The sequence below is a fragment of the Actinokineospora sp. NPDC051303 genome (assembly GCF_055586285.1).
This window is the reverse complement of record NZ_JBVJIN010000007.1, coordinates 195,838-210,002: the sequence shown is the minus strand read 5'-3', so window position 1 is coordinate 210,002 and position 14,165 is coordinate 195,838. Positions and strand designations below refer to the sequence as shown.

The 14,165-nt window shown below is 71.2% G+C and carries 12 protein-coding genes; 6 read left to right on the top strand and 6 right to left on the bottom strand.

What is annotated here, in order from left to right; translation table 11 throughout:
* Positions 1–191 precede the first annotated feature (191 nt).
* The 3 genes from ACZ6SD_RS08315 to ACZ6SD_RS08305 all read left to right on the top strand — a co-directional run bounded on the left by ACZ6SD_RS08315 (position 192) and on the right by ACZ6SD_RS08305 (position 3,756).
* The gene (locus tag ACZ6SD_RS08315; protein ID WP_465316227.1) at positions 192–2,483 is read left to right on the top strand and encodes an ATP-binding protein; all 2,292 of its coding nucleotides are present in this window, start codon (positions 192–194) and stop codon (positions 2,481–2,483) included.
* Between the two features lie 125 nt (positions 2,484–2,608).
* Entirely contained in the window at positions 2,609–3,316 is a 708-nt protein-coding gene (locus ACZ6SD_RS08310; RefSeq protein WP_465316226.1) for an esterase/lipase family protein, read from the top strand.
* A gap of 185 nt (positions 3,317–3,501) precedes the next feature.
* Positions 3,502–3,756, top strand: coding sequence for a hypothetical protein (locus tag ACZ6SD_RS08305; protein WP_465316225.1), 255 nt, complete (start codon positions 3,502–3,504; stop codon positions 3,754–3,756).
* Here the strand turns inward: ACZ6SD_RS08305 and ACZ6SD_RS08300 are convergent.
* Positions 3,725–6,076, bottom strand: coding sequence for an ATP-binding protein (locus ACZ6SD_RS08300; protein WP_465316224.1), 2,352 nt, complete (start codon positions 6,074–6,076; stop codon positions 3,725–3,727). The genes ACZ6SD_RS08305 and ACZ6SD_RS08300 overlap by 32 nt on opposite strands.
* Positions 6,077–6,151: 75 nt before the next feature.
* On the bottom strand, positions 6,152–6,937 hold the full coding sequence (locus ACZ6SD_RS08295) for an IclR family transcriptional regulator (RefSeq protein WP_465316223.1): 786 nt from the start codon (positions 6,935–6,937) through the stop codon (positions 6,152–6,154).
* A 68-nt stretch (positions 6,938–7,005) separates the two neighbouring features.
* Here ACZ6SD_RS08295 and ACZ6SD_RS08290 point away from each other — a divergent pair, with 68 nt between their 5' ends.
* On the top strand, positions 7,006–7,515 hold the full coding sequence (locus ACZ6SD_RS08290; protein WP_465316222.1) for a SigE family RNA polymerase sigma factor: 510 nt from the start codon (positions 7,006–7,008) through the stop codon (positions 7,513–7,515).
* On the top strand, positions 7,512–8,537 hold the full coding sequence (locus ACZ6SD_RS08285) for a hypothetical protein (RefSeq protein ID WP_465316221.1): 1,026 nt from the start codon (positions 7,512–7,514) through the stop codon (positions 8,535–8,537). The genes ACZ6SD_RS08290 and ACZ6SD_RS08285 overlap by 4 nt, the downstream gene beginning before the upstream one ends.
* A 407-nt stretch (positions 8,538–8,944) precedes the next feature.
* Here ACZ6SD_RS08285 and ACZ6SD_RS08280 read toward each other — a convergent pair whose 3' ends face one another.
* From ACZ6SD_RS08280 to ACZ6SD_RS08265, 4 genes are read right to left on the bottom strand one after another with little or no spacing between them, the layout of a single operon-like run.
* Positions 8,945–9,862, bottom strand: coding sequence for an ABC transporter substrate-binding protein (locus ACZ6SD_RS08280; protein ID WP_465316220.1), 918 nt, complete (start codon positions 9,860–9,862; stop codon positions 8,945–8,947).
* A gap of 11 nt (positions 9,863–9,873) precedes the next feature.
* Entirely contained in the window at positions 9,874–10,602 is a 729-nt protein-coding gene (locus ACZ6SD_RS08275; protein ID WP_465316219.1) for an ABC transporter permease, read from the bottom strand.
* Complete coding sequence (locus ACZ6SD_RS08270; RefSeq protein WP_465316218.1) at positions 10,599–11,258, bottom strand: ABC transporter permease; 660 nt, start codon at positions 11,256–11,258, stop codon at positions 10,599–10,601. Before ACZ6SD_RS08270 ends, ACZ6SD_RS08275 begins: the two co-directional genes overlap by 4 nt.
* Positions 11,255–12,412 (bottom strand): ABC transporter ATP-binding protein, encoded by a 1,158-nt coding sequence (locus ACZ6SD_RS08265; protein ID WP_465316217.1) that lies wholly within the window; start codon positions 12,410–12,412, stop codon positions 11,255–11,257. The genes ACZ6SD_RS08270 and ACZ6SD_RS08265 overlap by 4 nt, the downstream gene beginning before the upstream one ends.
* Before the next feature lie 145 nt (positions 12,413–12,557).
* Between ACZ6SD_RS08265 and ACZ6SD_RS08260 the strand changes: the two genes are divergently transcribed.
* A complete protein-coding gene (locus tag ACZ6SD_RS08260) occupies positions 12,558–14,057 on the top strand; it encodes a bis-aminopropyl spermidine synthase family protein (protein ID WP_465316216.1) in 1,500 nt (499 codons plus the stop codon).
* Positions 14,058–14,165 lie beyond the last annotated feature (108 nt).

Here is a 14,165-nt window from a genome sequence, read left to right as displayed (position 1 = left end):
CGTGGTCGTGGGGCCGAAGGCACCCCACCCGTCTTTCCCACGACGGGATCTTCCTTCATAGGGGCCCCAAAGAAACCACTCCACCCCATCGAGCAGACCACACACACGGGGTCCACACAGCCAGGCAACCAGCCCCAGCCAGGTATCGTGACTCGGCGGTTCAGCGCTGTACCGACCTAAGATGGAGCCCGATGCTTGGCAGTGCCACGGCCGCGAAGCCGCAAGGCGAGCTGACCAGCTACGTAGGCAGGCAGCACGAAGGCGCCCAAGTCCGCCGCCTGCTCACCGAGACCAGGCTCATCACCCTGACCGGCCCCGGCGGAGTAGGCAAAACCCGCCTGGCCGCCCGAATCGCCGCAGAGGTCACCGAACAGTTCCCAGACGGCACGGTCTTCGTCAGCCTGGCCGAAGTGCGCGACCCTGCGCTGTTGATGGACATGCTGGCCGACCGCCTGGGCCTGCTCGATCAGTCCAGCAAGCTGGTGTCCAGGATCGTCATCGACCACCTCCGAACCCGCCGCCTGCTCTTGACCCTCGACAACTGCGAACACTTGGTCGACGCGTGCGCCGAGTTCGCCGGCGTCGTCCTGGCCGAATGCCCCGATGTCGCGCTGCTCGCCACCAGCAGACAGTCCCTGGGCGTCAGCGGGGAACAGGTGCTGGCCGTGCCGCCCCTGGCCATCCCGGACGAGGCCACCCCGCCGCAAGACCTGGCCCGGTTCGACAGCGTCCGGCTGTTCCTCGACCGCGCCGCGGGAGTGTCGCCCGCGTTCCACGCCAACCCCGAGAACAGCGCCGACCTGGTGCGCCTGTGCAGGCAGTTGGAGGGCCTGCCGCTGGCGATCGAGTTGGCCGCGGTGCGGACGCGGTCGCTGTCGCCGAAGCAGATCGCCGAGCGGTTGACGCGGCGGTTGGCCCTGTTGACCTCGGGGGCGGCGCGGACGGCTCCGCATCGGCAGCGGACGCTGCGCGCGACGATCGACTGGAGCCATGACCTGTGCTCTCCGGCCGAGCAGGCGGTGTGGGCGCGGGCGTCGGTGTTCGCCGGGTCGTTCGAACTAGACGCGGCTGAGCACGTCTGTGGTGAAGTGGGCGAGGTGCTCGACCTGGTCGACGGGCTGCTGGACAAGTCCGTGCTAATCCGCGAGGAGCACGACGGTGTCGTCCGCTACCGGATGCTGGAGACCCTGCGCGAGTACGGGCACGAGAAGCTGGTGGAGTCCGGCGACCTTGACCGGGTGGCCCGGCTGCACCGCGACTGGTTCGACCGGCTCACCGCGACCGCGGACGCCCAGTGGGCGGGCCCCGACCAGGTCGCGTGGGCCGTGCGGCTGCGGCAGGACCACGCGAACCTGCGTGCCGCGCTGGGCTGGTCGGTCGCCGAGCCGGGCGAGGCGGAGGTCGCCCTGCGGATAGCGTCCCGCCTGGACGAGTACTGGACGCTGCGCGGCTCCAACACCGAGGCGCGGATGTGGCTCAACCGCGCCCTGGCCGCCACCCCGCCCGACCACCCCGACCGCGCGTTCGCGCTGACCCGCGCCGCGGGCTACGCCTACTGGCAGTTCGACGTCGACGCGGCGAGCGCGTGCCTGGCCGAGGCGGAAACGCTCGGCGCCCGCGACGAGACCGTCGCCGCCCACATCGCCCACGTCCGGGGTCTCGGCGCGCTGCTGCGCGGCGAGTTCGCCGACGCGGCGACGCTGACGGCCAAGACGGCGGCCTTCTTCCGGGCCCGCGGCGACCACCGGCGGGAGCTGCACCCGCTGTTCCTGCTCGCCATGTCGACCGCGGTCACCGGCGACGTGGAGACCGCGCGCCGCGTGACGGATCGGGCGCTCGGGCTCACCGAGTCCAGCGGCAACGCGTACTACCACTCCATGTCGCTCTACGGCAGGCAGTGCGTCGAGGTCCTGTTCGGCGACCTCGACGTCTCGACCGAGGCGGGACGCGCCGGGCTGCGGGCCTGCCTGCTGATCGGCAACCGCTTCGGCCGGGCGCACCACATCGAGTCCCTGGCCTGGGCCGCGTGCCGCCAGGGCGACCACCCCAGGGCCGCGACGCTGTTCGGGGCGGCGGCCGCGCTGTGGGAGACCGTCGGCTCGTCGCCCGAGCACCCCGTGTCCCTTGCCGTGCCGCACTTCTGGCACCTGGAGGCGACCCGGGAGGCGCTGGGCGCGACCGTGTTCGACAACCTGCACGCCGCGGGCCGGGCGCTGTCGGACGACGACGCGACGAAGTACGCGCTCGGCGAGGGCGCCCGCGCGACCCAGGACGGGCGGCGCGGACCGCTCACCGCCCGAGAGAACGAGATCGCCGGGTTGATCGCGGGCGGTCTGTCCAACCAGGACATCGCCGACCGGCTCGGTATCGCCCGGCGCACCGCGGAGACCCACGTCGGGAACATCCTCACCAAGCTGGGCGTCCACAACCGCGCGCAGATCGCGGCCTGGGTCACCGGCGGCGACGCTGAGTCACCCCGCTGAGCCGCGCGGAGTTTCGGTCGCAGGCGATATACGCAATTCTGCCGATGTCACACGAACGGTCGAACGGTCAGCCTGGCAGTCCGCTTGAGGACGTGCTCAAGCCCCCCTGCCGAGGAGCTCGAACCATGAACCGAACCCGCCGCATCGTCGCGGCCGCGGCGCTGGTCGTCGCAAGCGTGCTGGGAACCGTGGTCGCCCAGTCCGCGATCACCACCGCCTCAGCCGCTTCAGCGTTCCCCAACGGCAAGAACCCCATCGTCCTCGTCCACGGCTACCAGAGCTCGGGCGCGAACTGGGACTTCATCAAGAAGTCGCTCATCGAGACCGGCTACACCAGCGAGCAGCTCACCGCGATCTCCTACGGCAGCTACGGGCAGTCGAACGTCGACATCGCCGGGCTCGTCGGGCGCACCGTGGACAAGGTCCTCGCCGAGACCGGCGCGGCCAAGGTCGACATCATCAACCACTCCATGGGCGGCATCAACAGCCGCTACTGCATCAAGTTCGACGCCTGCGCGGGCAAGGTCGACCACTGGATCTCGCTGGCGGGCGCGAACAAGGGCACGGTCACCGCGAACCTGTGCGCGTTCTTCACCCCGGTGTGCAAGGAGATGATCCCCGGGTCCGCGCTGCTGAAGAAGCTCAACGCCGCGCCCGCGCTGCCCGACGGCACGAAGTGGTCCACCCTGTGGTCGCCCAACGACGGCATCATCATTCCCGCCTCCAACACCGTGCTGGAGGGGGCGACCAACATCCAGATCACCGGCAGCCACCTCGGCATGCTCAAGGACGCGTCCGTGGCCGCCAAGGTCCGCGAGTTGCTCAACTCGTAAGCGGCGCGGTCATGGGGTGACGTCCCGCGGCGGGCGTCACCCCATTCGCGCGCTTGGCGAGGATGTTCGCGCCAAACTCGCGGTCGCGCCGTGCACGGCCTTGCCAGCGTCAGGTGAGCAGGCATTGCTGTGCCTGCCTGCCGTAATCCTCCCTGCGGCAGGAGCCGCGTGAAGGGCGTCGTGGGGTGACGGCCGCGTCGGAGGTGGGCAACACTCCCCTTGCCGCGCAACTGTTTTCCTCGCTGGTCACTGGTGGCGGGCACCTGACCCCTGTTGTCCGCACACTGCTGTTGGAGCGGGCGGCCTGGGCGAGTGCCAAGGTCAAGGACCGCGAAGCGACACTGCGCGCACTGGACGCGATAGACGACGTGTACGAGCGGCGTTCCGCCGGTGTCGAAGAACCGGGCGTCACCCCGTTCGCGCGTCGCGGCGGGCGGTGACCCAGGTGGCGATTTGGGCGCGGTTGCCCGCGTCGAGCTTGGCCAGGATGTTGGCGACGTGGGTTTCGGCCGTGCGGCGGGCGATGACGAGTTTGTCGGCGATTTCCTGGTTGGTCAGGCCGTCGGCGACGAGTTCGGCGATTTCGGACTCTCGGATGCTGAGTGGGCCGTGTTTCTTCCCCGACGCTTCGGCCTGTCTTGGCTCGGGCATTCCGGCGGGGCCGGGTGGTTCCGGCTCGCCGAGGACGTAGCGGGCGACCTCGGCGTCGGACATGGCGCGGCCCGCGGCGAACGCCCGGTCGAACCGGGCGGAGCCCAAGGCGTCCTTGGCTTTCCCCATGAGCCGGAAGTGCGGGACGGACATGGACACGGTGTGCTCCGGCGAGGTCATCATGGCTTCCCACAGGGTCTGCGCCGCGCCGAACAGCGTCGCGGCCCGGACGTGGTCGCGCTGTCGCTGCGCGATCCAGGCCAGTGTCTCAATGTTGTGCGCCCTGCCCTGTCTGCTGCCGGTGAGCTCGTCCGCACGCACCCCTTCGCGGCCCGCGGCCAACCCGATGGCCGGGTCCCCGAACAGGCCCTCGACGCAGGCCCGGCCGTTGAGCGCCATGCTCCGGTAGTAGCCCTCGCCGCGGCCGTCGGTGAGCGCGATGGCCCGCCCGATCACCTCGCGGGCCTCGTCCAGCCTGCCCAGCACCGCCGTCGCCAGCGCCTGGAGGAACAGCGGGTGCAACTCGCGGCGGACGTCGCCGCCCGCCCGGAACGCGGCCGCGGCCGCGGCGTTGAGGTCGGCCGCGGCGTTGAGGTCGGCCGCGGCGGCGTAGTCGCCGCGCAGCAGCGCCCCGTAGCCGCGCACGAAGGTGATCCGCGCCCGCACCAGGTCGTCGCCGGTCCGCTCGGCCAGCGCCGCGGCCTCGGCCAGGCGCGCGTCGGCGACCGCGACGTTGAACTGGCCGAGCGCGTAGTACGCGCTGACGCTCAGGGCGAACGCGCGGTCGGGGTGGTCAGGCGGGGTCGCGGCCAGCGCCCGGTCGACCCAGCGGCGCGCCTCGGTGTTCAGCCCGCGCAGCGCCCAGTACTCCGGGATCCGCGAGGCCATCCGCAGCGCCACCGCGGCCTCGCCGGGCGTGGTGATCGACCACTCCAGCGCGGCGCGCAGGTTCGCGTGGTCGCGGCGCAGCCGGTGCACCCAGGTGGGTTGGCCGGGGCCGAGCCACTGCCGGTCGGCGGACTCGGTGAGCCGGTCGAACCAGTCGCGGTGCAGTCGGGCCACCCAGTCGAGGTCGCCGGACTCCACCAGCTTCTCGTGCCCGTACTCGCGCAGGGTCTCCAGCATCCGGTAGCGGACGACGCCGTCACGGCCCTCGTGCTCCTCGCGGATCAGCACGGACTTGTCCAGCAGCCCGTCGACCAGGTCGAGCACGTCGTCACGGTCGACGTCGCCGCCCGCGCAGACCTCTTCCGCCGCGTCCAGGTCGAACGACCCGGCGAACAGCGACGCTCGCGCCCACACCGCCTGCTCGGCCGGTGAGCACAGCTCGTGGCTCCAGTCGATGGTGGCGCGCAGCGTCTGCTGCCGCTCAGCGGGAAGGCGGGTCCCGGTCGTCAGCAGCGACAGCCGCTGGGTCAGCCGCTCGGCGATCTGCCTCGGCGACAGCGACCGGGTGCGCCGGGCCGCGAGCTCGATGGCCAGCGGCAAACCGTCCAACTGCCTGGTCAGCCGCACCAGGTCGGCGCTGTTCTCGGCGGTGTGCTCGAAGTCGGGCGACACCGCGGCCGCCCGGTCCAGGAACAGCCGCACGCTGTCGCACCGGGCCAGGTCTTCCGGCGGGGTGGTCTCGTCGGGCACCGCCAGCGGCGGCACGGCCAGCACCTGCTCCCCACTGACGCCGATGGACTGCCTGCTCGTGGTCAGCACCACCACGTCCGGGCATTCGGCCAGCACCTCGTCCAGCAGTTCGGCGCACGCGTCGACCAGGTGCTCGCAGTTGTCGAGCACCAGCAGCGTCCGGCGGGCCCGCAGGTAGTCGATGACCATCCGGGTGACGTGCCGGTTGTACTGGTCGAGCAGCCCCAGCCGGTCGGCGAGCACGGTGGTGAGCAGCGCGGGATCCCGCACCTCGGCGAGGCCGACGAACACCACGCCGTCGCGGAACGCGCCCGTCATCTCCTGCGCCATGTGGGCGGCCAGGCGGGTCTTGCCCACTCCACCGGGGCCGGTCAGCGTCACCAGCCGGTTCTCGGCGAGCAGTCGCCGCACGTCGGCGCCCTCGCTCTGCCTGCCGACATAGCTCGTCATCTCGATGGGCGGCCCCGCCATCAGCAAGCGCTCCTACCTCACCCTGGTCGAGACTCCCCGACGAGCCTCGACGGTCACCCTAGCCAACGACGGCGGTCACCGCGCCCGCCCGCCTATCCGGGCGCTCAGCTCCACCGCCGCCCGGAGCGTCGCCGCGGCCAGGTCCGGCCACTGCTCGCCGCACTCGGCCGCGGCCGGGCAGGTGTGCGGGAACGTGGTGCTGATCGCCGCGACCGGGTGCCCGCCGTGGTCGAACACCGGCGCGGCGACCGAGGCGAACCCGGCGCTCACATAGCCGTCCTCCACCGCCCACCCGCGCCGCCGCTCCCGCGCCAAGACCCCGCGCAGGGCGGGCAGGTGGGCCGGGCCCCGGCCGGTGCGGTCGATGAACGCCGCCCGGTTCGGAAACAGCGCCCGCACCTGGGCGGCGGGCAGGTGGGCGAGCATCGCGCGGCCGGACGCGGGCAGGTGCGCGGGCAGCCGCACCCCGACGTCGGTGACCACGGTGTGCGGGTGCGGGGGCTGCTCGCGCAACAGGTACAACGTCTCCCGCCCGTGCAGGACGCCGAGGTGGGCGGTGTGGCCGGTGCGCGCGACGAGCCTGCCCAGGACGGGCCGGGCCAGCCGTTCGAGCGGGTCGTGGCGCAGGTAGGCCGACCCCAGCTCAAAAGCGGCCAGGCCCAGCCCGTAGCGCCGCTCCTCCGGCAGGTGCGTGACGAAACCGGCGTCCGCCAGTTCGGCGAGCAGGTGATAGGTCGTGGACCGGGGCAAAGCCAGCTCGCGGGCCAACGCGGCGGCGGTCACCGGGCCCGCTTTGCCCGCGAGGACGCGCAGGACCGCCAAACCGCGCCGAAGCGCGGGCACATCGCTGCTTTCGCCCACACAATCGAGAGTACGACTCAACATCCGGGGGCTTGGGGACGTTAGAGGAGTGACGACGGGGGGCCGGCGTGCCGGATAGTTTCGAGGATTTCCTCACCGAACGGCTGGATTCGCTGCTGCGCTACGCGACCACACTGACGTGTGACCCGTACCAGGCGCAGGACATCGTCCAGGAGGTGCTGCTGCGCGCGCAGCCCAAGTGGGGGCGCATCGCGCGGATGGACCTGCCGCACGCGTACGTCAAACGCATGGTCACCAACGAATTCCTGTCCTGGCGGCGGCGCCGCTGGACCCGCGACGTCCAGGTCCCGCACGGCGGCATGGAGGACCTGAGCCCGCCGCTGGCCGACCCGACGGCCCTGGTGGACGACCGCGCCGTGCTGACCGCCGGAATCGCGCGGCTGCCCCGCAAACAACGCGTCGCCGTCGTCCTGCGCTACTACGACAACAGATCCGACGCCGAGATCGCCGAGGAACTGGGCTGCTCGGAAAGCACGGTGCGCAGCCACATCTCCCGCGCGGTGGCCACCCTCCGCGCCGACCTGGGCACCCCCGAGCGACTGAAGGAGGCACTGTGACGCACGAGTTCGAGGCGCTTCTGCGCGAGTGCCTGGCTCGTCAAGCGGCCCGCGCGCCGCACCGCGCTTTCCTCATCGCCGCGCTGAGACGCCGCAGGCCCTCCCGGCTGTGGCTGCCGGTCGTGGTCGCCGTGGTTGTCACGCTCGTCCTGACCGTCCTGGTCTCCGTCGAGTTCCGGGCGGGTGGCGAACTGGGGGTGCCACCCGCCCGGCGTCCCCCCGACGACGGCCTGCCACTGGCCGCGGAAAGCATCTCCGACCACTGGGACCTGTGGGCGCCGATGGAACCGAGGTGGCTGCCCAACGGACTCGTGGAACACCAGCGCATGGTCGACATCGGGGGGACAACGGTCACCCGGTTCTGGACCCCGGGACCGGTGGTGGACAAGGCCGCGCAATGGGTGTCGCTGTCGCTGCTGCGCTTCGACCCGGACGACCTGCTCTCCGTCGGGGACCAGGTGGACATTCGGGGCAGTTCGGGGCGGTTCTCGCCGTACGCGCTGCCGGGGGATGTGGTGCTGACCTGGTGGTCGGGTTTCCAGTTCACGGTCACCGTGCACGGGCTGGAGAACGGACGGGAAGTGGCTGCCCAGATCGCCCGGTCGGTGGAATCCGCTCCGGGTGAGGGGATGCGGTTGGCGGCCCGATTCGGTGCTATCCCGGCTGGGATGACGCCTACTTATGGGGGGATTCGGGGGGCTTCGCCGGGGGAGGCTGGGGGGTTTCTTCGGGCGGACGCTCCGGATGGGCGGGAGTTGCATGCGGAGGTGCTGCCCGCGGCGCCTTCGGAGTTGGGGGTGGAGCTGGTTGTTCGGGGGCGGGAGGTGTGGTTTCGGTCCGGGGTGGGGGCGGATGGGGCTTCTGAGCAGGTGGCGGTGGATTTGGGGGGGCGGTGGTTGGTGGTTCGGTATTTTGGGGGGGTGCCGGATGGGGGGCGGTTGACGGGGTTGGCGCAGGTTGCCGAGAGTGTGCGGTTTGGGCCGGTGCCGTTTTCTCCGTGGCTTGGTACTCGGCCTGTGTGAATCGTTCCTGGGCTGCTCTGTGTGGGGTTCCGTGGGTGGCTGGCTGGGGCTGCCTGCTCGATGGGGTGGAGTGGTTTCTTTGGGGCCCCTACGAAGGAAGATCCCGTCGTGGGAAAGACGGGTGGGGAGCCTTCGGCCCCACGACCACGGCGAGTTTAGGGATCTTCCTTCTCCCCCAAAGAAACCACTCCACCCCATCGAGCACCTGGCGGGCGTAGGTGCGGCTTGGTCGGGGGCGGGTTCGCTGCTGCCCGGTCTGTCCCATCGAGCACCTGGCAGGGCCGAGCGGCGGTTGGCGGGGGTGGCGGCTTGGCCCAGGTGCGGGCCTGGCTCATGGCGAAGGCCGCCCTCGGTGGCGGTGGTGGGTGCCGTGAGGGCGGCCTTCGCTTGCTTACAGGTTGTGGGGGTCAGATACCGGCGGTTGCCAGCCAGTCCTTGGCTACCTTGGCGGCGTCCGGCTTGTCTGGGGCGTTGAGTTTGGCGTTGAGGTCGATGAGGACCTCGGTGGTGAGTTTGGCCGAGATCGCGTTGAGGATCTGTTTGACGGTGTCGTCAGCCTTGCTCTTGGTGATCAGGGGTACGACGTTCTGGGCGGCGAAGTTGGACTTGGGGTCGTCCAGGACCACGAAATCGTTCACCTTGATGGCTGGGTCTGTGGTGAACAGGTCTGCCGCTTGGATGGCGCCGGTTTTGAGGGCGTCGACGGTGAGGGGGCCACCGACGTCGAGGGATTTATATTCCTTGACTTCCAGGTTGTAGTTCTCCTTGAGGCCGGGGAGACCGTCTGAGCGCTTCTGGAACTCTGGGGGGCCGCCGAAGACCACGGGGCCGGTCTTGGCTAGGTCTTCGATTGTTTTCAGCTTGAGGTTGTCTGCGGTGGCCTTGGTGACGACCACGGCGTCCTTGTTTTCCGCGCTGGACTTGTCCAGCACCGTCAGGGACGCCGGGAGTGCCTTCTGGAGGGCCGCGTAGACCTCGTCGGAGCCGGTTTCGGTGGCGTTCTTGTTGATGTGGGTGAGCAGGGTGCCGCTGTATTCGGGGATCAGGTCGATGGAGCCGTCTTGGACACCTGGGTAGTAGGTTTCGCGGCTGCCGATGTTGAGTTTCTTGGTGACCTTGACGCCCTTGGCTTCCAGTGCTCCGGCGTAGATTTCGGCCAGGAGGGTGCTCTCGGGGAAGTTGGCCGAGCCAATGGCGATGGTGCCCGTGGGCGCGGGGGTGCCCGAGGTGGTGGGGGCGGCCAGCGGGTCCGAGGACCCTCCGCAGGCCGTCAGGGCCAGGGCTGCGGCCACTGCGGTCGCCGCTGCGGTGAGAACGCGGTTCATCGCGGGTCTCCTCATGTTGTTGCCTTTGCGGTTGAGAGGCGGGAGCGGGTGCGCCTGCCGCGGGTCTTGCGTAGGCCGGGTGAGACGACCAGCCACTGGACGCCCGCCAAGAGCAGTTCCACCGCGATGGCCAGGGCGGCGATGAGGACCGCGCCCGCGGCCATCTGGTCGTACTCGCGGAAGGCGTTGCCGTCGACCACGAAACGGCCGAGGCCGCCGAGGGAGACGGCGGCGGCGATGCTGGCGGTGGCGATGACCTGGAGGGTCGCCGCGCGCAGCGCGCCGAAGATCAGCGGCAGGGCGTTGGGGAGTTCGACTTTCAGCAGGATCTCCCACTCGCGCATGCCCATGCCGCGGGCGGCGTCGACCACGGCCGGGTCGACGTTGCGGATGCCCGCGTAGGTGCCCGCGAGCAGCACCGGCACGGCCATCGACACCAGCGCGATGGTCAGCGCTTCCACCGCGAGCAGCACGCCCATGGCCAGCACCAGCAGGATCAGCAGGCCGAGTTCGGGCAGGGCGCGGAACGAGTTCACGATGCCGACCACGACCGTGCCACCGCGGCCGGTGTGGCCGATGTAGGCGCCCAGCGGGATCGCGATCACCGCCGACACCAGCATCGCCAGGCCGGTGTAGTGCAGGTGCTCGCCGAGGCGCTGCGGGATGCCCGCGATGCCCAGGGTGGTCGTCCAGTGGTCCGGGTCCGTCAGCCACGCGATGACCTGCTCGAAGACGTTCACCGCCGCACCCCCGCCTTCGGTCCGACCCGCGTCCACGGGGTGAGCCTGCTGCCCGCGAACGCCAGCAGCGCGTCGACCAGCAGCGCGAGCACCACGATGAGCACCACCCCGGAGATGATTTCCGGGTAGTTCGGCGGCGACTGGGCGCCGTGCAGCAGGAAGTAGCCCAGGCCGCCGACGCCGATGATCTGCCCGACCGCGACCAGGCTGATGTTCGACACCGCCGCCACCCGCACGCCCGCGATCAGCACCGGAGCCGCCAACGGCAGTTCCACGGCGAAGAACCGGCCCGCGGCGCGGTAGCCCATGGCAGTGGCCGCGGCGATGACCGGCTCGGGCACCGCGGCCAGCGCGTCGGCGATGGAGCGCACCAGCAGCGCCACGGTGTAGATGGTCAGCGCGGCCTGCACGTTGAGCGGGTCGAGGATCTGGGTGCCCAGGATCAGCGGCATCATCACGAACAGCGCCAGCGACGGGATCGTGTAGAGCAGCCCGGACACCGGCACCAGGATGGCCCGCGCGAGCCGCCACCGGTTCGCCGCCCAGCCCAGCGGCAGCGACAGCAGCAACCCCACCAGCACCGGTATCAGGGCCAGGCGCAGGTGGTCGAGGCTCACCGACAGCAGGTCGCCGATGTGGTCGCCGACCCAGGTCACGTCGGCACCTCCCCCGACCGGCGAGCGTCGGCGAGGGCCTTGAGCACCGTCTCGGCGGTGACCCCGCCGACGACCGCGCCGGTGGCGTCGACCGCGATGCCCAGGGCGGCCGGGGAGCTGAGCGCGGCGTCGAGCGCGTTGCGCAGCGTGCCAGCCGTGCCGCTCGCCTCGGCGTCGGCGACGTAGAGGGACCCGCCGGAAATCAGGTGCTCCAACCGAATCTCACCGTCCACTTCGGACAACACGGCTTCGGAGACCCAACCGAGCGGCTTGTTCTCCGCGTCCACGACCACCGCCCAGCCGCCGTCGAGCCGCCCGCGCGCGACCTCGACGGAGGCGCCGAGCGGGACGCTGGCGACCGGTCCAATCGGGACCTGCCGCGCGGGCAGGAAACCGAGGGCGCGGTAGCCGCGATCGCGGCCGATGAACGAGGCGACGAAGTCGTCCACCGGCTTGGCCAGCAGCGCCGCCGGGGTGTCGTACTGGGCGAGCCTGCCGCCGACCCGCAGCACCGCCACCCGGTCGCCGAGCTTGATCGCCTCATCGATGTCGTGGGTGACGAACACGATCGTCTTGCCCAGTTCCGACTGCAACCGCAGCAGCTCGTCCTGCAGGTCGTCGCGGACGACCGGGTCGACCGCGCTGAACGGCTCGTCCATGAGCAGCACCGGCGGGTCGGCGGCGAGCGCGCGGGCCACCCCGACGCGCTGTTGCTGGCCGCCGGAGAGCTGCGCCGGGTAGCGTTTGCCCAGCTCGGCGGGCAGTCCCACGGTCTCCAGCAGCTCAGCGGCCCGCTCGCGCGCGGCGGCCTTGCGGGCGCCGAGCAGCATCGGCACGGTGGCCACGTTGTCCAGGACGGTGCGGTGCGGGAACAGGCCCGCGTTCTGGATGACGTAGCCGATGCCGCGCCGCAGGTCGGCGGGGTGCTGCGCGCGGATGTCCTTCCCGTCGAGCAGGATGGCGCCGGATGTGGCGTCGATCATCCGGTTGATCATGCGCAGCGACGTCGTCTTGCCACACCCGGACGGACCGACGAAAACGGTGATCTTGCCGTCTTCGATGGTCAGGTCGAGGTGGTCCACAGCCACCGTGCCGTCGTCATAGCGCTTGGTCACGGCCTGGAACTCGATCACTCGGGCCCCTCGGGTCGACACGGCTCCTTGCCAGCCGTTGATCGACCGACCCTAGCCCGAAGGACTGACGGCGGCAGGTCTTTCCACCATCTGATCGGCCCTCGGCCGCCCTGATGTCCCCGTCCGGGTTAGCCCGTTACGCCGCACTCCGTAGGCTCTGACAACTGTGGCCGACTCCGTGACGACCTATCTCGCCGCCCGCGGCGTCCGCTCCCGCCCGCTGCGCGCCCTGGTGGCGCTGCTGTGTGCGGACTGGCAGTCGCTCGACACGCTGATCAGAGCCACCGCGACGCCCCGCCGCACGGTCGAGGAGCTGCTGGCTGCCTTCGGCGACGACCTCGAACGCGACGGCTCCGCCTACCGGGTCGCGCGGGCCAGGGTCGCCGCTTACCGCCCGCTCACCGTCACCCCCGCGACACCGTCCGACGACGACCTGCGCCCGGTGTTCGAGTCCTACCTCGCGGGTGTGCCCGCGCCGCGGCGCGCGCTGGACCACGTGCAGGCCGATGTGGACACGATGCTGGCCCGCGCCCGCTGGCTGGACGAGACCTACGACCTGGCGGGCGCCCGGCTGCTGTGCGTCGGCGACCACGACCTGACCGCCCTCGCCGCCTGCACCCGCCGCCCCGACCTGACCGCGACGGTGGTCGACCTCGACGACGATCTGCTGGCCTACATCGACCGCACGGCCCGCGAACGCGACCTCGACATCACCTGCCTGCATGGCGACTTCCGGTTCGGCCTGCCCCCCGCCGCGGTCGGCTCGGCGGACTTGGCGTTCACCGACCCGCCCTACACCCCCGAGGGCATCCGCCTGTTCCTGGCGCGCGCGGTCGAGTCCCTGCGCGACCTGGAGGGCCGGGTCGTGGTGTCCTACGGCTACAGCGAGCGCAACCCGACCCTGGGCCTGCGCGTGCAGCAGGAGATCCTGCGGCTGGGCCTGGTGTTCGAGGCGGTGCTGCCGCGCTTCAACCGCTACCTGGGCGCGCAGGCGGTGGGCAGCGCCAGCGACCTGTACGTGCTCCAGCAAACCGCCCGCTCCTCCCGCCTGGCCGAGGCGGCGGTGCGCGCGGTCGCCGCGGGCATCTACACCCACGGCCCCCAGTCGGTGGAGTCCGGCCTGACCTCCCCCGACGCCGTGGCCGCCCTGCTGCGCCTGTCCGGCGCCCCCGCCGCCCTCAGCCCCGCCTGGACCGAACCCGTGCGCGACGCGGGCCCAGTCGCCTACGACCTGATGGCCGACCCGGGCCCGTGGCTGGCCCGGGTGCTCATGGCTGGCCCGACGGCGACCGTGGGCGCCCTGGTGGGCAACAACCACCCCGACGTCGCCGACCAGCGCGGCCAGGAGGCGCTGCGGTCCCTGGTGGCCGGGAAGTACACCCTGACCTTCCACCGGAGCGTCCCGGACGGCAAACACGCGGTCGTGGTGGCCACCCCGGCGTCCGACGGCGGTGTGCGGGGGGCTCTGCTCTCCCGGGTCCACGGGAAACTGGGCAACGTGTGGCGGGAGGCCTTGATCGCGGACGCGGGCGGCGCGCTGACCAAGCGGGAGGCCCGGGAACGGGCCGCCGCGCTGGCTCCTGACCCGGCGGACCTGGAGATGCGACTGGTGGACCTGCCACTGCACCGGGTGCGCGCGGTGCTGGGCGCTGCCGGTTCCGCATAAGCACCGCCCGGTCGCGATCGAGCGGGAGCAGCGCCAAGTCGGACATTTCGATATCGCTACTCATATGCGCGTACACCGCGCCGACGGTCGTCATGCCCGCACCACGCG

What these genes read in the sequence shown, in the direction of transcription:
- ACZ6SD_RS08280 (WP_465316220.1), bottom strand. Translation starts at nt 9,862, where the DNA reads ATGAACCGCGTTCTCACCGCAGCGGCGACCGCAGTGGCCGCAGCCCTG.
- ACZ6SD_RS08300 (WP_465316224.1), bottom strand. Translation starts at nt 6,076, where the DNA reads ATGGCGGGGCCGCCCATCGAGATGACGAGCTATGTCGGCAGGCAGAGC.
- ACZ6SD_RS08310 (WP_465316226.1), top strand. Translation starts at nt 2,609, where the DNA reads ATGAACCGAACCCGCCGCATCGTCGCGGCCGCGGCGCTGGTCGTCGCA.
- ACZ6SD_RS08315 (WP_465316227.1), top strand. Translation starts at nt 192, where the DNA reads ATGCTTGGCAGTGCCACGGCCGCGAAGCCGCAAGGCGAGCTGACCAGC.